At 66.6% G+C, this 16307-nt stretch carries 23 protein-coding genes; 18 read left to right on the forward strand and 5 right to left on the reverse strand.

Annotated features, from left to right (window positions below):
• Positions 1-33 precede the first annotated feature (33 nt).
• Entirely contained in the window at positions 34-213 is a 180-nt protein-coding gene (locus DR_RS02180; RefSeq protein ID WP_028328008.1) for a hypothetical protein, read from the reverse strand.
• Positions 210-836 carry a single-stranded DNA-binding protein DdrA gene (ddrA, locus tag DR_RS02185; protein WP_010887068.1) on the reverse strand — a complete coding sequence of 209 codons (627 nt, stop codon included), beginning with the start codon at positions 834-836 and terminating at the stop codon, positions 210-212. The genes DR_RS02180 and ddrA overlap by 4 nt, the downstream gene beginning before the upstream one ends.
• Before the next feature lie 197 nt (positions 837-1033).
• On the opposite strand from ddrA, the gene hisB reads away from it, so the two are divergent.
• The 7 genes from hisB (at position 1034) to DR_RS02220 (ending at position 6950) form a co-directional block, all read left to right on the forward strand.
• Positions 1034-1621: an imidazoleglycerol-phosphate dehydratase HisB gene (gene hisB, locus DR_RS02190; protein WP_027479567.1), complete on the forward strand. Its 588-nt coding sequence runs from the start codon at positions 1034-1036 to the stop codon at positions 1619-1621.
• Between the two features lie 40 nt (positions 1622-1661).
• Positions 1662-2495: a hypothetical protein gene (locus DR_RS02195; protein WP_010887070.1), complete on the forward strand. Its 834-nt coding sequence runs from the start codon at positions 1662-1664 to the stop codon at positions 2493-2495.
• Positions 2492-3139: an imidazole glycerol phosphate synthase subunit HisH gene (gene hisH / locus DR_RS02200; RefSeq protein ID WP_010887071.1), complete on the forward strand. Its 648-nt coding sequence runs from the start codon at positions 2492-2494 to the stop codon at positions 3137-3139. Before DR_RS02195 ends, hisH begins: the two co-directional genes overlap by 4 nt.
• A gap of 123 nt (positions 3140-3262) precedes the next feature.
• Complete coding sequence (locus DR_RS02205) at positions 3263-3976, forward strand: 50S ribosomal protein L25/general stress protein Ctc (protein WP_027479566.1); 714 nt, start codon at positions 3263-3265, stop codon at positions 3974-3976.
• A gap of 184 nt (positions 3977-4160) precedes the next feature.
• Complete coding sequence (locus DR_RS02210; protein WP_034349502.1) at positions 4161-4514, forward strand: MGMT family protein; 354 nt, start codon at positions 4161-4163, stop codon at positions 4512-4514.
• Positions 4515-4565: 51 nt separating this feature from the next.
• On the forward strand, positions 4566-5315 hold the full coding sequence (locus DR_RS02215; RefSeq protein ID WP_164927947.1) for a c-type cytochrome: 750 nt from the start codon (positions 4566-4568) through the stop codon (positions 5313-5315).
• A gap of 222 nt (positions 5316-5537) precedes the next feature.
• Entirely contained in the window at positions 5538-6950 is a 1413-nt protein-coding gene (locus DR_RS02220) for an RtcB family protein (RefSeq protein ID WP_010887075.1), read from the forward strand.
• Positions 6951-7002: 52 nt separating this feature from the next.
• Here the strand turns inward: DR_RS02220 and DR_RS02225 are convergent, their stop codons facing one another.
• The gene (locus tag DR_RS02225) at positions 7003-7722 is read right to left on the reverse strand and encodes a class I SAM-dependent methyltransferase (protein ID WP_010887076.1); all 720 of its coding nucleotides are present in this window, start codon (positions 7720-7722) and stop codon (positions 7003-7005) included.
• Between the two features lie 62 nt (positions 7723-7784).
• Here DR_RS02225 and DR_RS02230 point away from each other — a divergent pair, with 62 nt between their 5' ends.
• The 7 genes from DR_RS02230 (at position 7785) to DR_RS02260 (ending at position 12936) form a co-directional block, all read left to right on the forward strand.
• Entirely contained in the window at positions 7785-8429 is a 645-nt protein-coding gene (locus tag DR_RS02230; RefSeq protein WP_010887077.1) for a response regulator transcription factor, read from the forward strand.
• Positions 8422-8676: a hypothetical protein gene (locus DR_RS02235; RefSeq protein ID WP_051618771.1), complete on the forward strand. Its 255-nt coding sequence runs from the start codon at positions 8422-8424 to the stop codon at positions 8674-8676. Before DR_RS02230 ends, DR_RS02235 begins: the two co-directional genes overlap by 8 nt.
• Positions 8676-9506, forward strand: coding sequence for a serine hydrolase (locus DR_RS02240; RefSeq protein WP_034349500.1), 831 nt, complete (start codon positions 8676-8678; stop codon positions 9504-9506). Before DR_RS02235 ends, DR_RS02240 begins: the two co-directional genes overlap by 1 nt.
• Positions 9507-9737: 231 nt before the next feature.
• Positions 9738-10616 (forward strand): c-type cytochrome, encoded by an 879-nt coding sequence (locus DR_RS02245; protein ID WP_027479564.1) that lies wholly within the window; start codon positions 9738-9740, stop codon positions 10614-10616.
• 192 nt (positions 10617-10808) lie between these two features.
• Positions 10809-11315 (forward strand): ubiquinol-cytochrome c reductase iron-sulfur subunit, encoded by a 507-nt coding sequence (locus DR_RS02250; RefSeq protein ID WP_010887080.1) that lies wholly within the window; start codon positions 10809-10811, stop codon positions 11313-11315.
• The gene (locus tag DR_RS02255; RefSeq protein ID WP_010887081.1) at positions 11312-12649 is read left to right on the forward strand and encodes a cytochrome b; all 1338 of its coding nucleotides are present in this window, start codon (positions 11312-11314) and stop codon (positions 12647-12649) included. The genes DR_RS02250 and DR_RS02255 overlap by 4 nt, the downstream gene beginning before the upstream one ends.
• Before the next feature lie 68 nt (positions 12650-12717).
• On the forward strand, positions 12718-12936 hold the full coding sequence (locus DR_RS02260) for a hypothetical protein (RefSeq protein ID WP_010887082.1): 219 nt from the start codon (positions 12718-12720) through the stop codon (positions 12934-12936).
• Between the two features lie 62 nt (positions 12937-12998).
• Here the strand turns inward: DR_RS02260 and DR_RS02265 are convergent, their stop codons facing one another.
• Positions 12999-13277, reverse strand: a complete 279-nt coding sequence (locus DR_RS02265; RefSeq protein WP_027479561.1) for a hypothetical protein — start codon at positions 13275-13277, stop codon at positions 12999-13001.
• A 151-nt stretch (positions 13278-13428) separates the two neighbouring features.
• On the opposite strand from DR_RS02265, the gene DR_RS02270 reads away from it, so the two are divergent.
• From DR_RS02270 to DR_RS17110, 4 genes are all read left to right on the forward strand, one after another.
• Complete coding sequence (locus tag DR_RS02270) at positions 13429-13848, forward strand: HesB/IscA family protein (protein ID WP_010887084.1); 420 nt, start codon at positions 13429-13431, stop codon at positions 13846-13848.
• A gap of 99 nt (positions 13849-13947) precedes the next feature.
• Entirely contained in the window at positions 13948-14487 is a 540-nt protein-coding gene (gene ruvC, locus DR_RS02275; RefSeq protein ID WP_010887085.1) for a crossover junction endodeoxyribonuclease RuvC, read from the forward strand.
• Between the two features lie 10 nt (positions 14488-14497).
• Complete coding sequence (locus tag DR_RS02280) at positions 14498-14998, forward strand: PrsW family glutamic-type intramembrane protease (RefSeq protein ID WP_010887086.1); 501 nt, start codon at positions 14498-14500, stop codon at positions 14996-14998.
• A 29-nt stretch (positions 14999-15027) separates the two neighbouring features.
• Complete coding sequence (locus DR_RS17110; RefSeq protein ID WP_338107137.1) at positions 15028-15207, forward strand: hypothetical protein; 180 nt, start codon at positions 15028-15030, stop codon at positions 15205-15207.
• Positions 15208-15222: 15 nt separating this feature from the next.
• Here DR_RS17110 and DR_RS02285 read toward each other — a convergent pair whose 3' ends face one another.
• On the reverse strand, positions 15223-16302 hold the full coding sequence (locus tag DR_RS02285) for a type IV pilus twitching motility protein PilT (RefSeq protein ID WP_010887087.1): 1080 nt from the start codon (positions 16300-16302) through the stop codon (positions 15223-15225).
• Between the last annotated feature and the right edge of the window lie 5 nt (positions 16303-16307).

Consider the following 16307-nt stretch of genomic DNA (forward strand, 5'->3'; position numbering starts at 1 on the left):
ACGGGCCAGAGTTCTGCGAAAGGGGCGCTGCAATCAGAACAGCCGCGACAAGGCGCCGCCGAGCAGGGTCAGCAGCCCCAGGTTCACCATCGCCCACCCGAGGTGCGGGGTATCCGGCAAGCGGGCGGGGGAGACGCGGGCGGGCATCACTGGGTCAGTGACGGAGGGAGCCGCCCCCCCGCGCAGCTCGGCAGAGGTCAGGCTGCGGGTCATGCGGCCCTCCCGCCCTGCACCGGGTTGGTCGGCACGGGACCAGTCGGGACAGGGTGAATGCTGCCGAGCGCGGCCTTGAGGTGCTTGTAGACCTCACGTTGCAGGTCGAGGTCCTCGGGCAGTTCGTAGCGCAACTGCTCCATCGCCTGCACCAGGTGGGCGCCGCCGGGGGTGCGTTCGTGGTCGGGGCGTGCCCACTCGGGCAGCTCGGGCAGGTGCTTGGGGCCGCGCCGGGCATCGTCCCAGTCGGCCCACTGCTTGGGCAGGTCGTAGAGGTAACGCCCGATGCCGAACTGCACCGCGCAGCGCTTCATGGCGTCGCTCGCCGCCGCCTTGTACGCCGCCATGCTGCCCTCAGGCGCCTCGCCGATATCCTCGCGGGTCACGCCGAGCACGGTCAGGCGGCCCTTGACGGTGGGCACTTCCGCACCGGACACCACTTCCATCTCAAAGCTCCAGTCGTCGGGGCAAACGGCGTCGAGTCGGTCCTGCACCGCGCGGGCGTCCACGTGAGCCAGCAGCAGGGCGCGGGTGCGCTCGGCGTTGAAAGCGGCGGGCTTCCAGCTCACGGTATGAGCGGGAAACGGGGCTTGCAGTCGTTTCTGGACATCGCTCAGCTTCATGCATTTAGTTTAGAACAGAATAACATTACGGTCAAGACATAAAACGCCAGTTGATTAAGGGGAAATGGAGAGGGGTTCGGGGCGGCCCCTGCCTGCTCTGTCGGCCAGCTTTCGGCAGAGTGGGCCCCGGCTCCGGCGCACTGACGCGGGCTAGACCCTCCCGCGCCGCCCTCCACCGCCGCCTCTACCTTCGTCCTATGCCCCGCACCGCCGCCGTCACCCGCACGACCAAGGAAACCGACATCACCGTCCGGCTCGACCTCGACGCCGCACCTTACGAGCAGCCCGCCACCGGGCACGGCTTTTTCGACCATATGCTCGACGCGCTCGCCCGCCACAGTCGCCTCGGTATCAGTATTTCCGGCACGGGCGACCTGCACATCGAGCCGCACCACCTGATCGAGGACACCGGCATCACGCTGGGGCAGGCGCTGTCGCAGGCGCTCGGCGACCGCAAAGGCATCGAGCGCTACGGCTCGGCTTTCGTGCCGATGGACGAAACGCTGGCGCACGTGGTCCTCGACCTCTCGGGCCGCGCCCACCTCGCCTTCGAGCCGGAAACGCTGGACGTGTACGGCGACGCGGGTGGCATGACCCACTACCACCTGCGCGAGTTTCTGCGCGGCTTTTGCAACCACGCCGGGGCCACGCTGCACGTGCGCCTGCTGGCCGGGCGCGAGGCGCACCACGTCATCGAGGCCGTCATGAAGGCGTTTGCCCGTGCCCTGCGCGACGCGGTGGCGGTGACTTCGGACGCGCTGCCGAGCACCAAGGGGAGCCTGTAGCTCTCATTCCACGTCAGCGACGCACTGTCAGGCTGAGGCGATGCAAAGAATGTTGCCCCTGCTGGCGCTGCTCAGCTTCGCCTCGGCTCAGGCGCAGGTCTCCGGCCCCAGTGAAACTCGCGTGCCCCGCGCCGCTGAAACCGATGCCATCATCCGCGCCGTATGCAGCGGCAAAGCCGATCTGGGGCGGCTCAGCGGGTGTAAGCAGACCGTCTATGAAGGTCGCCTGAGTTCGGAGATTCGCAGTCCGCGGACCATGCTGCTGCTGTCCAGCGTCCTTTCCGGGTCTTTTACGGCGCCGGGTCAAAAGGAACTGCTGGCGACGTTCTGCACCGAAACCGAAAGCTGCTCGGGCGAAACGGTATTGCTGCGCCAGATGCGCGGGCAGTGGCAGCCCGTCAGCCTCGTGCCGGGCTTTCTGCCGTTCAACTGCCTCACCTACCCCAAGCGCAATGGCACGCAGGCCGCCGTCTGCATGGGCGAAAACGCCAAAAACGAGCCGATTGGAGACGCCCTGAAAATCGCCTCCTGGACGGGCGGTAAGCTGAAGGTGGAGACGGTGGCCCTCTTTCCGCTCTTGCAGTTCCGCGACTTTTTCGGGACTGGCTCGCAGCAGTGCGCCGGGCGCTGGCAGTACGAAGCCTTCGGCTGGAACGACCGGGACCGCAACGCCGACCGGGTGCCTGACCTCACCGTGCTGGCTTCTGTCACGACGTACCAGCCGACGCCCGAGTTGTGCAAAATGGGGCAGGGCTTTGACGCGCAGAGCAGCGCTTCTGCCCGCCGCGACCTTACCTTCGTCTGGACAGGTGAAACCCTCAGGCCCACCGGCACGACCGCCGCCACGCTGGAGAAGTACTCTAGGGGGCGATGAGCACCACCCCCGTCCGTGCAGCTCCCGAAGTCCTTCTCCTCGATTACGGCGCGGGCAATGTCCGCAGCGCCGCCCGCGCTCTGGAACGCGCCGGAATGACGGTGCGCGTGACCGACAATGCCGCCGACGTGCCGCACGCCCCCGCGCTGGTGGTGCCCGGTCAGGGCCACTTCCGGCAGGTGATGGAAGCCTTCGAGCACGGCGGCTTTCACGGCCCGGTACTGGACGCCGCCCGCGCCGGGGTGCCTTTGCTGGGCATCTGTGTGGGGATGCAGTTGCTCTTTGACGGCTCGGAGGAAGCGCCCGGCGTGCCCGGCCTGGGCCTGATTGCCGGGCAAGTTCGCAAGTTTGCCCCCGCCCCCGAGCGCAAGGTGCCGCAGATGGGCTGGAACGCGCTTGAGGCGCGGGGCGACTCGCCGCTGCTGCGCGGGCTGGGGCCGGATGCCTACGCCTACTTCGTCCACTCGTACTACGTGCCGGTGGACGTGCCGGTCACCGACGGCGCCGTGACCGACTACGGCGTGCCGTTCTGGTCGGCGCTGAGCCGGGGCAACCTGCACGCCGCGCAGTTTCACCCCGAAAAAAGCGGGGCGGTGGGGCTGGCGCTGCTGGCGAATTTCCGCCGCGAACTCGCCCCGGCCTGATTCCGCCGGGGGCGCTTTTTCTGCTACACTGTCACGGTTGCACGTCCGCCCCCGCCCCCGGCTGCTTGCCGATGAGTGGCGCACACCGGGCAGACGGCGAAATCGCAAGGAGACACCGCCACTATGGAACTGACTGCCAAACCCCGCACCCCCAAGCAGAAACTCGACGAGAGCATGATCGCCGCCGTCGCCTACAACAAGGAAAACAACGTTTCCTTCGCCCTGGACCGCAAGGCGTTTGACCGCGCTTTCCGTCAGCAGAGCACCACCGGCCTGTTCGACATCACCGTCGAAGGCGGCGAAACCTTCCCCGCGCTGGTCAAGGCCGTGCAGATGGACAAGCGTAAGCGCGCTCCCATCCACGTGGACTTTTACATGGTGACCTACGGCGAACCCGTCGAAGTCAGCGTGCCGGTGCACACCACGGGCCGCAGCCAGGGCGAAGTCCAGGGCGGTCTGGTGGATATCGTGGTCCACAACCTTCAGATCGTGGCCCCCGGCCCCCGCCGCATTCCCCAGGAACTCGTGGTGGACGTGACCAAGATGAACATCGGCGACCACATTACCGCCGGTGACATCAAGCTGCCCGAAGGCTGCACCCTGGCCGCCGACCCCGAACTGACTGTTGTCAGTGTGCTGCCGCCCCGCCTGACCGCCGAGGAACTCGAAGCCGAAGTCCAGGCCGCGCAGGTGGCCGGTCTGGTCGCTGCCGGCGAACTGTCCGAAGAAGCTGCCGAAGCCGTGCTCGAAGGCGACGCCAGCCTGGAAGAAGTCAAGGCCGAAGCCAGCGAAGACAACGCTGGCACCGACAGCGAAGACAACAGCGACGCCCAGTAAGCGCCGCTCAGTCGTTCACTGCGTCCCTTGCGGGGGGCGCAGTTTTTTATTGGCGTCCGGTGGACCCGACCGTAGGCTGGCGTGCGGCCTCCGGCGGCGTGGCTGTTCATGACGCTGATTGAGGGCCAGGCCGTACCCGACCTCGACCTATTTCGTCTCGACCGCTGACGGTAGACTGCCCGCAATGTCCCAACCCATCGCCGCGCCCTTTCGTCAGCAGTTGCTCGACCTCGTGGCCCGCATTCCGCCGGGGCGGGTGATGACCTACGGGCAACTGGCGCTGCTCGCCGGTCAGCCGGGCGCGGCGCGGCAGGCAGGCGCCGTCATGCACAGCCTCAAGGACTCGGACCTGCCCTGGCAACGGGTCATCAATGCCCAGGGCCGCGTCAGCACCTACAAGGTCGGCCTGGGGGAAGTGCAAGAGGGCCTGCTGCGCGCCGAGGGCATAGAGTTCGACGACGCCGGGCGCTGTGACCTGAGCCGCTACCAGTGGTGGCCGGACGAGAACGCGGCGAACATCGCTCAACGTCTTCTGTAGGCACCGGGACAGCCTGTCCGCACGGTAAGACGTATGCTGTAGCCCATGAAGATGAGCCAGAACCGTTGGACGGCGGGGAACGCCCTGTCCTGGGCCCTAGGCGTGACGCTGGGCCTGATTGTCGGCATTGCCCTGCTGATTGCCATTCCGCGCCTGATGTCCACTCCGACCACCTCCGCCGAGTCTCCCGAGCCCCCGGCAGCCGTGGCCCAGACCGACGACAGCAGCGGCGCGGCCACCACCACCGAGCAGCCCGGCGCCACCGACCCGACCGGCATGGCGAGCGGCCAGACGAGCGGCAGCCCCGACCAGAGCGCAGCGGGCGCGATGGGCAACGAATCCCAGACCGCCGGGACTCAGAACACTGGGAGCCAGGGCAGCGAAAGCGACAGCATGGACAACAACACCGCGAGCAGCACCGCCGAGCAGACGGGCGGTCAGGTGGCGGGCGCCGGCAACGGCGAAGACCCCACCCAGCGCAGCTCCGGCGCAGCCCCGACCCCGGCCAACACCCCCTCGGACAATGCCCCAGCCCCCAGCGAGTCGGCGGGCGTCGCCAACGCGGGCAAGGAAGTCTTCGCGGGCAACTGCGCGGCCTGCCACGGCGCCGAGGGTCAGGGCGCGGTCGGCCCCTCGCTGCAACCCACGGTGGAGTGGGACGACACCCAGTTCACCGCCGCCCTGCGCGAAGGCAAGGCCCCCGACCGGGAGCTGAACACCATCATGCCCCGCTTCACCGAAGCGCAACTCAGCGCCCAGCAGGTGGCCGACGTGCACGCCTACATCAAGACGCTGTACTGAGCATTCCGGTTTTGGCTGTCCCCCCGCTGCCCGGCGGGGGTTTTTCTTGTTTGGCCGCCTGACCGCTAAGCGTTTTGCCGCTCCTCGCTGCGCCACTTGGCCGATGCGCGCAGGGCCGCGTCTCAAGGAACATGCAACGCGGCGTGGTGGTCCGGTGCGGCGCGGGCAGGCACCATCAGACATCCCTCTAGAAAGAGCACCTCACACAAGCGAGACGACGACATGAATGGCAAACACATCACCAAACTCGGTTTTGAAGGCAAAGCGGTGGGCCTCGCCCTCAGCGCGGCGGGCCTGCGCGAAGACGCAGGCGTGAGCCGTGGGGACATCCTCGACGAACTGCGGAGCGTGCAGAATTACCCCGAACAGTACCAAGGGGGCGGAGTCTACGCCGACCTCGCCACGCACCTGATAGAGCAGCAGGCCGCTCAACAGACGCGCCAGAGCGCCAAGCTCCGTGCCGCGCCGCTGCCCTACCGCACCTGGGGCGAAGACCTCATCGAACCCGGCGCCCACCGCCAGATGGACGTGGCGATGCAGCTTCCCATCTCCCGCGCCGGCGCCCTGATGCCCGACGCGCACGTGGGCTACGGCCTGCCCATCGGCGGGGTGCTGGCGACCGAGAATGCCGTCATTCCCTACGGCGTGGGCGTGGACATCGGCTGCTCGATGATGCTGAGTGTCTTTCCGGTGGCGGCCACCGGCCTCAGCGTGGACGAAGCGCGCTCGCTGCTGCTCAAGCACACCCGCTTCGGCGCGGGCGTCGGCTTCGAGAAGCGCGACCGCCTCGACCACCCGGTGCTGGCTGAGGCGACCTGGGACGAGCAACCGCTGCTGCGCCACCTCTTCGACAAGGCGGCTGGTCAGATCGGCAGTTCGGGCAGCGGCAACCACTTCGTCGAGTTCGGGACATTCACGCTCGCGCAGGCCGATCCGCAACTGGAAGGCCTCGACCCCGGCGAGTATCTGGCGGTGCTCTCGCACTCCGGCTCGCGCGGCTTCGGGGCGCAGGTGGCGGGACACTTCACCAACCTCGCGCAGCGGCTGTGGCCCGCGCTCGACAAGGAAGCGCAAAAACTTGCCTGGCTGCCGCTGGACAGCGAAGCGGGGCAAGCGTACTGGCAGGCGATGAACCTCGCGGGCCGCTACGCGCTTGCCAACCACGAGCAGATTCACGCCCGCCTTGCCCGTGCCCTCGGTGAAAAGCCCCTGCTGCGCGCGCAAAACAGCCACAACCTCGCCTGGAAACAGCAGGTGAATGGACAGGAACTCATTGTCCACCGCAAGGGCGCGACCCCCGCCGAGGCCGGGCAGCTCGGTCTGATTCCCGGCAGCATGGCCGACCCCGGCTACCTCGTGCGCGGGCGCGGCAACCCCGAGGCCCTGGCGAGTGCCAGCCACGGCGCGGGCCGGCAGCTCGGGCGCAAGGCCGCCGAACGCTCGCTGGCGAAAAAGGACGTGCAGGCGTACCTCAAAGACCGGGGCGTGACCCTGATCGGCGGCGGTATCGACGAGGCGCCCCAGGCCTACAAGCGCATCGAGGACGTGATCGCCCGCCAGCGCGACCTCGTGGACGTGCTCGGCGAGTTCCGCCCCCGCGTGGTGCGGATGGACACCGGCAGCGAGGACGTGTAGGGCAGAGGAAGAAGGGAGGGACGGCTTGCGGGCTGTTCCGCCCTTTTCATTTTTATTCGGGACGACGGAACAAAGCCGCTTGCAGGAAGTCCATTTGAAAGACAGGTTCGGACGCCGGTTCCAGCTCAGAGAGGAGGCTCCCCGTCACGAAGTCCAGCCCTCCGAACATCTCCCGCAGGTCGTCCAGCGTGTAGCCCACGCCGCCTTCGAGTTGGCCCTGGCGCAGCAGTTCGAGGTCACTCTTCGCGCTGCCCATCCGGCCCCAGGCGAAGGTGCAGAGGCCGAACCAGCCGCCGGGCCTGAGCACCTGCCCCAGCGTATGCAGATACGACAGGCGGCGGTGGGGCGGGAGGTGATGAAAGCAGCCCGAGTCGTACACCACGTCGAAGGGGCCGCCCGGAATGGGGTCGCGCAGCACGTCGCCTTCGAGATACCGGATGTCCGGGCCTGGCGTCCGCTCCCGCGCCTGCCCAACCGCGTAGGGCGAGAGGTCGAGACCCGTTACCGCGTAGCCCTGCCGGGCCAGCCAGCGGGCATTGCGCCCCAGGCCGCAGCCGAGGTCTAGGGCCGTCAGGCCATCGCCGGACGGAAGCAGTCCCTGCCGCGTCCAGTCCACCAGACAGGCGTCGGGGAGGTCCGAGGCGAGTGGGTGTCCCGGCTGGCTGAACACCCGCTCCCAGGGATCCTGCGCCCCGCGCCGGGTGAGGTCCGAGCCGTCGTCGAACAGCTCATCGAGGGCCTCAAGCAGCTCCTCCAACGTGGTGATGCGCATGGGGCAGTCTATCTGTGGCCCCTGCCGCCGTGCCGCCCGCCCGCGCGCCGTAGACTCTGCCCATGATCCGAGTCCTGCTTGCCGACGACCATGCCCTCTTTCGCCAGGGCCTCCGCAGCCTGCTGGAATCGGAGGGGATGCGGGTCATCGGTGAGGCCGCCAATGGGCGCGAGGCGGTGCGCTACGCCGCCGACACCCAGCCCGACGTGATTCTGATGGACATCCAGATGCCCGAGCTCGACGGGGTCAAGGCGACCCAGAGCATTCTGGAAATCAATCCGCAGGCCCGCGTCATCATGATCACCATGTACCGCCAGGACCGCTACGTGTTCGAGGCGGTCAAGGCCGGAGCGCGCGGTTACATCCTCAAGGACGCCGACGCGGGCACCCTGATCGACGCGATTACGCGGGTGGCGGCGGGCGAGGCGCTGCTCGACGCGGACATGGCACAGAACGTCCTCGACGACTTCCGAGACAAGCGCGAGGAACTGCCCAGCGAGAAACACGCCGACCTCAACGAGCGCGAGACGATGATTCTCAAGCTGCTCGCCCAGGGCTTTTCCAACCAGGACATCGCGCTGCGGCTCGACATCTCGGAAAAGACCGTCCGCAACCGCCTCTCCGAGATTTTCACCAAGCTGCAACTCAACAACCGCACCCAGGCCGCGCTGTACGCCATCCGCGAGGGCATCGCCAACCTTGAGTAAGCGCCGCTCTCCCCAGCCGGTGACCGTCCGCGCCGTGCCCGCCCAGCTCTACCGCGCCGGCTGCCTACGTGAGTGGGAAGTCGCCAGCGCCGAGCCCGACCTCGCCTACACCGAGCAGGCCTTTCCCGAGTGCCCGACCTGCCCGCACCGGGTGGAGCCGGAAGGAACGCTGCCGTTTTGCACGCTGCGCCCGGTGGGAACGGCCCATCCCTTCGCCGCCCTCGCCGGATTGCAGTTGCCCGATTGATGCCGGATTTTCTGGCCGAGCTGCGCCGCGCCGGGTACGCGGGTGAGGTGGGGCTGCTCGTCACCGATTTTGCAGGCCGCGAATTGTACGCCCAAGCCGCCGACGCGGTATTTCCCGCTGCCAGCACCATCAAAGTGCCGCTGCTGCTGTTCGCGCTCGAACAGGCTGGGCGCGGCGACCTCGACCTGATCGAGCGGGTGACCCTGCGCGCCGAAGACCGGGTGCCGGGCGCGGGGGTGCTGCACGAGCTGGGGCTGGGGCTGGCGCTGACCTGGCAGGACGTGCTGACCTTGATGATCGTGGTGAGCGACAATACCGCGACCAACCTGCTGATCGAGCGGCTCGGTCAGGATCACTTCAACCTTTGGCTGACGGCACGCGGCCTGAACAGCACCCGGCTGATCGGCCCGTTGCAACTCCCCCCCGAGCGCCAGAACGAGGCCCAGCGCCGGGGTGAGCGCAACCGCACGACGGCGCGGGATCAGGTGGCGCTGCTGCTGTCCCTGCTGCGCGGCGATGGGCTGACGCCCCAGATGCAACACCTCGCTCTCGACATCCTGAGCCGCCAGCACCTGCGCGACCTCATCGGGCGGGGTGTTCCCGCCGGGCCGGACGGCGAGCCGCTCTACCGGGTGGCCTCCAAATCGGGCGAACTGCGCGGCGTTCACCACGATGTCGGTCTGCTCTGGGCCCCGCGCCCGCTGGTCGTCGCTTTGCTCTCGCAGGGTGGGGAAGACCCGCGCGAGCATCCGGGCAACCGCGACGTGACCCGGCTCTCGGCGGCGCTCTGGCCGCTGCTGGCCGAGCTGGGTGAAACCGAGACGCCCTGAGAACACGGCCCAGGCAACACTTTTCTCACATTGGGGGACATTTAACCGCGCGGTCAGGCCCAAGATGATGCTTGCCGAAGTGTCGCTGCTGTAAGCATAGAAATGCCGCTGGGAGCGCGTTTGGCGCGTGCTATGCTGGCTTTCAGACTTCAGGCCGGAGGGAAAAAGCAGCGCAACTCAGCGGAGTCGAGCGGGCAGGAACTGAGGCCACTTCACGAGGGAGAAGGAAAAGTGGAAAGAAACGATGCGGTAATGCCAGGAGTCGCCATCTTCTGCGCGGCGGTGATGTGGATCGTCCTGCTCTTCCTTTTCAATAAGGAAACGGCGCCCAAGCCTGTGGTCGTGGACCCGGCGGTGGCCGCGAGCATCAGCAAGGACTACCCCACCATCGGCAAGCAGATTTTCACCCAGGGCGCGAGCGGCGGCCCGGCCTGTCAGGGCTGCCACGGCGCCAATGGTGAGGGCGGCGTCGGCCCCAAGCTCGCGGGCGACGCGAAGATTCTCAAAGACCCGGTGTACGTGCACACCATCCTGGTCAACGGCAAGGGCGGGATGCCTGCTTACGGCGACAAGCTCGACGACAAGCAGCTCTACGCGGTGGCCAACTACGTCTTGCACAGCTGGGGCAACAACATCGAGGAGCCCCTGACCCCCGCCAAGGTGGCCGAGGGCCAGAGCAAGGTGGACCCGGCGGTCCTCAAAAACCGCTCGCGCTTCGTGCCTGAAGACCTCAAGCTGCCCGAAATCTGGCTGACGACCTTCATCATCGTGCTGCTGACCTACGGGATCATCGGGCTCTACAGCCACTGGGCCGAAGGCGAAGAGCTGCGTCCCGGGATTCACAAGGTTCGCTCGACGCCGGTCGCCATGCTGGGGATGGTGCTGAGCCTCCTCTCGACCCTGCTGTTCAGCGTGCTGTTCATCCGTCAGATGAACATCGATTATGCGGGCTGGGCCGCCAAGGAGCAGGTCATGCCCGACGTGACCCACGAAGGCTTCTACGCGGCGATGATCGTGCTGAGCCTCGCGGCCTCGCTGGCGCTCTACAAGAAGTTCTTCATGGACGGCGAAGTGCTGGTCGAAGACGCTTCGGGCGAGTTCCCCTGGTAAGCCGCACTGCGCCCCTATCCCCTGGAGAGGTTTGATTCATGACCCGTTACAAGAAAGAAGATCCAGAAATCACGCGCCGCCGCTTTATCAACACGGCGCTCGGCGCACGGCAGCCGTCGGCGGCGTCAGCTGCTCAGCACCCTGGGCGGCGCCAACCCCGTCTTCCGTCTGACCCCCGCCAAGGCGCCGCCTATGAAGGGCGACATCCTGGTGCACGCGGAAGGCCCCAACAGTGGTCAGCCCGTGACCGTGGCCGACCTCAGCGACAAGATCACCCGCGCCTGGCCCCAGGGCAAAGACCCCAAGACCGGCGACATGGTGACGCGAAACGGCGACCCGACCAGCATCCTGGCGATCTACAAGTTCCCCAAGGGCCAGATGGAGGAGCCGACCAAACTCGACGCCACGATTGACGGCGAGATCGTGGCTTATGGCGACCGTTGCCAGCACGCGGGCTGCAACGTGGAAGACGGCCAGAACGGCATCATGAACTGCCCCTGCCACTCGGGGCAGTACGACCCCAAGCGGGGCTGCAAGGTGGTCGGCGGTCCGCCCCCTGCGCCCCTGCCCCAGTTGCCGATCAAGCTCGACGGGGACAAGCTGGTCGCGGACGGGTTTTTCATGACCCGGCCCTACGGCTACAACTCTGACGAAGACTGGGAAACCTACACCAAGAAAGTGGAGGAACTGCTGTCATGAACCAGTGGCTCGATGAACGTCTGCACCTCTCGCGCCTGAACGACAAGTTCCTGCGCAAGGCCTTCCCCGTTCACCACAGCTTCTTCCTGGGTGAAATCACGCTGTTCTCGCTGATCATCCTCATCCTGACCGGCATCCTGCTCGCGCTTTCCTACGAGCCGAGCAACTCGCTGATCGTCAACTCCTTCGACCCCGGTACGGCGGCCAAGGCCAACATGGTCCCTGCCGCCTATCACTCGGCGCTCAAGATCAACGCGATGCCCTTCGGCGACATGCTGCGCCGCATTCACCACTGGAGCGCCAACATCATGGTGGCGGCGGCCATCATCCACATGATGCGTATCTACTTCACGGGCGCGTTCAAGAAGCCGCGTGAAATCAACTGGTGGATCGGCCTGCTGCTGCTGATCTTCTCGGCACTCACCGCTGTGACCGGGTACATCCTGCCTTACGACAACTACGCCTATCAGACCCTGGGCGTGATCTACGGCATCACCAAGTCGGTGCCCTGGGTGGGCGACTGGCTCGCGCAGGCGGCCTTCGCGGGCAACTTCCCCGGCGAGCAGGTCATTCCGCGCATCTACGGCTATCACATCATGCTGCTGCCGATGATTCTGGTGGCGACCACCGGCGCCCACATGCTGATCATGATCAAGCAGAAGCACACGCAGCCGCAGTACGCCAAGCGCATCGCCTACAAGAAGATCGTCGGTGTGCCGCTGATTACCCAGCAGACCCCGATCATGCTGCTCTTGACGCTGATCTTCGCTGGCCTGGTGATTCTGTTCGCCGCCTTTATCCCGGTGCACCCGGTGGAATACTTCGGCCCGCCGAGCTCTACCCCGATCTCCAACATCAAGCCCGACTGGTACCTGCTGTGGATCTTCGGTGCGCTGGCGATCATCCCTGGTTTCGAAGTCTCGTTCCTGGGCGGGCACATCACCGCCGAGTTCGTGGGCGCGCTGCTGTTCCCCATCATCCCCATCGGCCTGCTGTTCCTGGTGCCCCTGCTCGACAAGAGCGAGGAAAACGTCTACTACGCCGAAAACCCCACCAACCACCCGGTGCGGCTGGGCGCAGGCGTGGCGTTCCTGGTGTTCATGCTGGTGATGTCGCTGGCCGGATACAAGCCGGAACTCATCGCCTCGGGCCTGCTGACGAGCGGCAACGCCAACGCGATTCTGTGGATCATGGCTTTGCTGCTCCCCGCCGTCGCCTACTTCCTGACGTTGGCGATCGTGCGCGGCATCCGCTCCCTGCGTGAAGCCGACGAGCGTGACCGCCTGGCCCACGGTGGGCACGGCGGCGTGACCCCCGGCCACTCGCACGACTGAGCCCCGCCCCTCCTGAGCAGCCCTGGCCTGAGCGCCGGGGCTGCTTTTTTTGGCCTCTTCTCGGAGCTTTGGAACAGGCGTACTCTGACCCGGTGGACCACTTCACCCTGGAACTCGCCCGCGAGGCAAAGCGGCTGGAACTGACCGCTGGCGGCGAGGACAACGACCCCGAGCGCCTGCTGGCATTTGCTACGTTTGTTCTGTCCGAGCTGGCGGCTCGAGGGCTCATACCTGACGAGCGCCCCGCAATCGGCTGCTGGGCAGCCCCGCGCTCGACGGGAAACTGAACGGTCTGGGCATCAAAAAACCGCCCCCGAAGGAGCGGTCAGTCAGCGGCTGAAGTTGTGGCTCAAGCCTGCACGTTGCCGGAACGCTTGGGCGGCGCATGCACGTCCTGGCGGCGGCTGCCGGCGGCGTACCCGACCTGGGCGCCGAGTTGCCAGGCGAGCCGGACCATAAACTGAATGGCGTCCTCGTCGCCCTGCTCGATCAGGTTTCGCAGGTGCTCGGGCAAACCGTCGGGCAAGGGCATGGCGCTGAGCTGGTCGCCGTATTCGCTGCGGAGCTGCTCGAACCACTCGGCGTAAGGGTTCGGCGCGGGTTGGCTCGAGACGGAAGGCTTCGGCATGGCCTCAATCTAACACAAGCGCACTCAAGGAATGTCAGTCAGAAAGCAGTCTGACGCGGAGATGTGACGGGTCAAGAAGCGCTCAAGCCCGGCGGAGTATTTGTGCTGTTTCGCCACCTTTTGCAGTCGCCAGCGGTGTTAGGCTGCACGCATGACAGCGATTCACACTCCCGAGCGTCAGGATACGCCCCGCGTGCCGGACATCACCATCAGCGAGTTCGGGGCCAGCAAAGCCCAGACGATCCTGGCCGGCAGCGGCAAGGAAAACGCCGGGGTCCGCGTCTTTATCAAGAGCGGCGGGTGCAGCGGCTATCAGTACGGCATGGCGATTGATGACCGCGAACTTGAAGGCGACACCATTGTGGTGGACCGGGGCGTCAAGCTGCTGGTCGACCGCATGAGCATCGAACTGCTGCGCGGCAGTGAGGTGGACTTCGTGGAAAACATGATGGGCGGCGGCTTTACCGTCCACAACCCCAACGCCACCAGTTCCTGTGGCTGCGGCCACTCCTTCCGCACCGACGGCGCCCAGTCGCCCGACGGCGAAGGCAGCGGCGGGTGCGGCGGCTGAGTTCTCTACAGCGCACGGTGGGGGCCCCGGGGCAAGCCGGCGGCCCCCGCTGTATGCTGCCGCCCATGCAAGTGAGGTGGGGGACATGAGGGTGCTGACATGAGGGTTCTGGGGATTGACCCCGGTCTGGCGAACCTGGGCCTGGGACTGGTCGAAGGGGATGTCCGGCGGGCCAAGCACCTGTACCACGTCTGCCTGACCACCGAAAGCGCGTGGCTGATGCCCCGGCGGCTGCAATACCTGCACGAGGAACTGACCCGGCTGCTCACCGAGTACCGGCCCGACGCGGTGGCGATCGAGGACCAGATTCTGCGCCGACAGGCTGACGTGGCGTTCAAAGTGGGGCAGGCGTTCGGGGTGGTGCAGCTCGCCTGTGCGCAGGCCGGGGTGCCGATTCACGCCTACGGCCCCATGCAGGTCAAGAAGTCGCTGGTGGGCACGGGCCGCGCCGACAAGGAGCAGGTCATCTACATGGTCAAGGCGAGCCTGGGTATTCGCGAGCTGTTCAACAACCACGCCGCCGACGCGCTGGCTCTGGCGCTGACCCACCTCGCGCACGCGCCCATGCAGGAGCGCAGCGAGCGGCTGGCGGCGGCGGGCAGGGCTGCGCGCACAGGAGACGCCCCGCTGCGGCGCTGAGGCCCAGACCATGCTGCTGTCGCTGCTGGGGTCCATTGTCATCACGCTGGGGTGGCTGTGGTTCTTCGTGCGGCGTGACCGTCACCCCGAGCCGCTGTGGCTGCTTGCCCGGACGTTCGCCTGGGGCATGTTCGCGTGGTTCGTGGCGGCGTCGTTCGAAGCGAGTCTAGGAAGAATGTTGAGCAGTTCGGCGCCGCTGACGCTGTTGCTGGTCGCTCTGCTGACCGCCGTCATCGAGGAAGTCAGCAAGTTTCTCGCCACGTCCACAGCCGCCGACGAGCCGTCCTTCGATGAACCGATGGACGGGCTGGTCTACGCGGTGACGGCGGCGCTCGGCTTCGCGCTGGTCGAGAATCTGACCTACGCCCTGACCTTCGGCGCGGGCACCGCCACCGGGCACGCCCTGCTCGCCACGCTGGGGCACGCGCTGTTCAGCGCTCCGCAGGCTACGCGCTCGGGGGGCACTGGACGCGCATCGGGCGCTGGTGGCGGCGGCGAGGGCTGGCGCTGAGCATCGCCCTGCACTTCGTCTTTAACGGCGTGCTGACGGGCAGCGCGGGCTGGCCGCTGCTGATTGCGCTGGCGAGCGTGGTCGTCTTGATGACCCTGCTGGCGGGGCGCTACTACCTCAACTACGAGGAGCAGGCGCGGACGCTGGAGCAGGGTGAGGCGCCGCCGCGCTCGTTTCCACGCTGGCCGGGGAGGACAGGGGAGCGGTAACCCCCGGCTCAACCCTCAGGCGTACTGCGACTTCATCAGCATCAGCTTGAGTTCGTGGGGGCTGGTGGCGGCGCTCATTGCGTCTTCCTGCGTCATCTGGCCGTCCAGCACCAGTTGCACGAGGTGCTGGTCGAAGGTCCGCATCCCGCGCATGCCACCTTCCATCAGGGCCTGTTTGATTTCCTCGGTGCGTTCGGGGTCTTTGATGCACTCGCGGACGGTGGGCGTGCCGAGCATGACTTCCATACCCATGACCCGGCCCCCGCCACTCCGCGGCAAGAGACGCTGGCTGACAATACCCACCATGCTCTCGGAGAGGCCCTGGCGAATCTGGGTGCGTTCGTGCGGCGCGAAGAAATCGATGATGCGGTTGACCGAGCGAATCGCGTCCTGGGTGTGCAGCGTGCTGAGCACGAGGTGCCCGGTCTGCGCCGCCGAGAGGGCCGCTTCCACCGTTTCCTTGTCGCGCATCTCGCCGATGAGGATGATGTCGGGGTCTTGCCGCATGGCCGCCCGCAGCCCGTTGGAGAAGCTGAGGGTGTCGAGCCCGAGCTCGCGTTGGTTGACCATCGCCATCTTGTCGCGGTGCAGCACCTCGATGGGGTCTTCGAGCGTCACGATGTTGACCGGCTGATGGCTGTTGATGTAATCGATCAGGCTCGCCAGGGTGGTCGTCTTGCCGCTGCCGGTGGGGCCAGTGACCAGCACCAGCCCGCGCTCCTGCTCGGCGAGTTCGTTGAAGACGGCGGTGGGCAGGCCCAGTTCCTCGAAGGTCGGAATCGGCTTGTCCTCAATGACGCGCATAATCAGGCCGATGGACCCGCGCTGAAAATAGGCGTTGACGCGAAAGCGCCCCACGCCCGCCAGCCCGTAGGCGAAGTCGGCCTCGCGCCGGGCGTTGAAGCTTTCCCACAGCGCCGTGCTGGGCAGCATTTCCTGCGTGAACTGTTGCAGGTGCTGGGGAGACAGACGGCTCTCGCCGAAGCGCCGAATCACCCCGTTGATGCGGGCAGCCGGCGCGGTGCCGGCCCGCAGGTGAATATCGCTCGCACCTTCCTTGACCAGGGCGGCGAGCAGCTGGTTCAGAACGCTCATGCCCC

This window comes from Deinococcus radiodurans R1 = ATCC 13939 = DSM 20539 (assembly GCF_000008565.1).
In the GTDB taxonomy this organism is placed as follows: Bacteria; Deinococcota; Deinococci; order Deinococcales; family Deinococcaceae; genus Deinococcus; species Deinococcus radiodurans.

What these genes read in the sequence shown, in the direction of transcription:
- DR_RS02180 (WP_028328008.1), bottom strand. Translation starts at nt 213, where the DNA reads ATGACCCGCAGCCTGACCTCTGCCGAGCTGCGCGGGGGGGCGGCTCCC.
- ddrA (WP_010887068.1), bottom strand. Translation starts at nt 836, where the DNA reads ATGAAGCTGAGCGATGTCCAGAAACGACTGCAAGCCCCGTTTCCCGCT.
- hisB (WP_027479567.1), top strand. Translation starts at nt 1,034, where the DNA reads ATGCCCCGCACCGCCGCCGTCACCCGCACGACCAAGGAAACCGACATC.
- DR_RS02195 (WP_010887070.1), top strand. Translation starts at nt 1,662, where the DNA reads ATGCAAAGAATGTTGCCCCTGCTGGCGCTGCTCAGCTTCGCCTCGGCT.
- hisH (WP_010887071.1), top strand. Translation starts at nt 2,492, where the DNA reads ATGAGCACCACCCCCGTCCGTGCAGCTCCCGAAGTCCTTCTCCTCGAT.
- DR_RS02205 (WP_027479566.1), top strand. Translation starts at nt 3,263, where the DNA reads ATGGAACTGACTGCCAAACCCCGCACCCCCAAGCAGAAACTCGACGAG.
- DR_RS02210 (WP_034349502.1), top strand. Translation starts at nt 4,161, where the DNA reads ATGTCCCAACCCATCGCCGCGCCCTTTCGTCAGCAGTTGCTCGACCTC.
- DR_RS02215 (WP_164927947.1), top strand. Translation starts at nt 4,566, where the DNA reads ATGAGCCAGAACCGTTGGACGGCGGGGAACGCCCTGTCCTGGGCCCTA.
- DR_RS02220 (WP_010887075.1), top strand. Translation starts at nt 5,538, where the DNA reads ATGAATGGCAAACACATCACCAAACTCGGTTTTGAAGGCAAAGCGGTG.
- DR_RS02225 (WP_010887076.1), bottom strand. Translation starts at nt 7,722, where the DNA reads ATGCGCATCACCACGTTGGAGGAGCTGCTTGAGGCCCTCGATGAGCTG.
- DR_RS02230 (WP_010887077.1), top strand. Translation starts at nt 7,785, where the DNA reads ATGATCCGAGTCCTGCTTGCCGACGACCATGCCCTCTTTCGCCAGGGC.
- DR_RS02240 (WP_034349500.1), top strand. Translation starts at nt 8,676, where the DNA reads ATGCCGGATTTTCTGGCCGAGCTGCGCCGCGCCGGGTACGCGGGTGAG.
- DR_RS02250 (WP_010887080.1), top strand. Translation starts at nt 10,809, where the DNA reads ATGAAGGGCGACATCCTGGTGCACGCGGAAGGCCCCAACAGTGGTCAG.
- DR_RS02255 (WP_010887081.1), top strand. Translation starts at nt 11,312, where the DNA reads ATGAACCAGTGGCTCGATGAACGTCTGCACCTCTCGCGCCTGAACGAC.
- DR_RS02265 (WP_027479561.1), bottom strand. Translation starts at nt 13,277, where the DNA reads ATGCCGAAGCCTTCCGTCTCGAGCCAACCCGCGCCGAACCCTTACGCC.
- DR_RS02270 (WP_010887084.1), top strand. Translation starts at nt 13,429, where the DNA reads ATGACAGCGATTCACACTCCCGAGCGTCAGGATACGCCCCGCGTGCCG.
- ruvC (WP_010887085.1), top strand. Translation starts at nt 13,948, where the DNA reads ATGAGGGTTCTGGGGATTGACCCCGGTCTGGCGAACCTGGGCCTGGGA.
- DR_RS02280 (WP_010887086.1), top strand. Translation starts at nt 14,498, where the DNA reads ATGCTGCTGTCGCTGCTGGGGTCCATTGTCATCACGCTGGGGTGGCTG.
- DR_RS02285 (WP_010887087.1), bottom strand. Translation starts at nt 16,302, where the DNA reads ATGAGCGTTCTGAACCAGCTGCTCGCCGCCCTGGTCAAGGAAGGTGCG.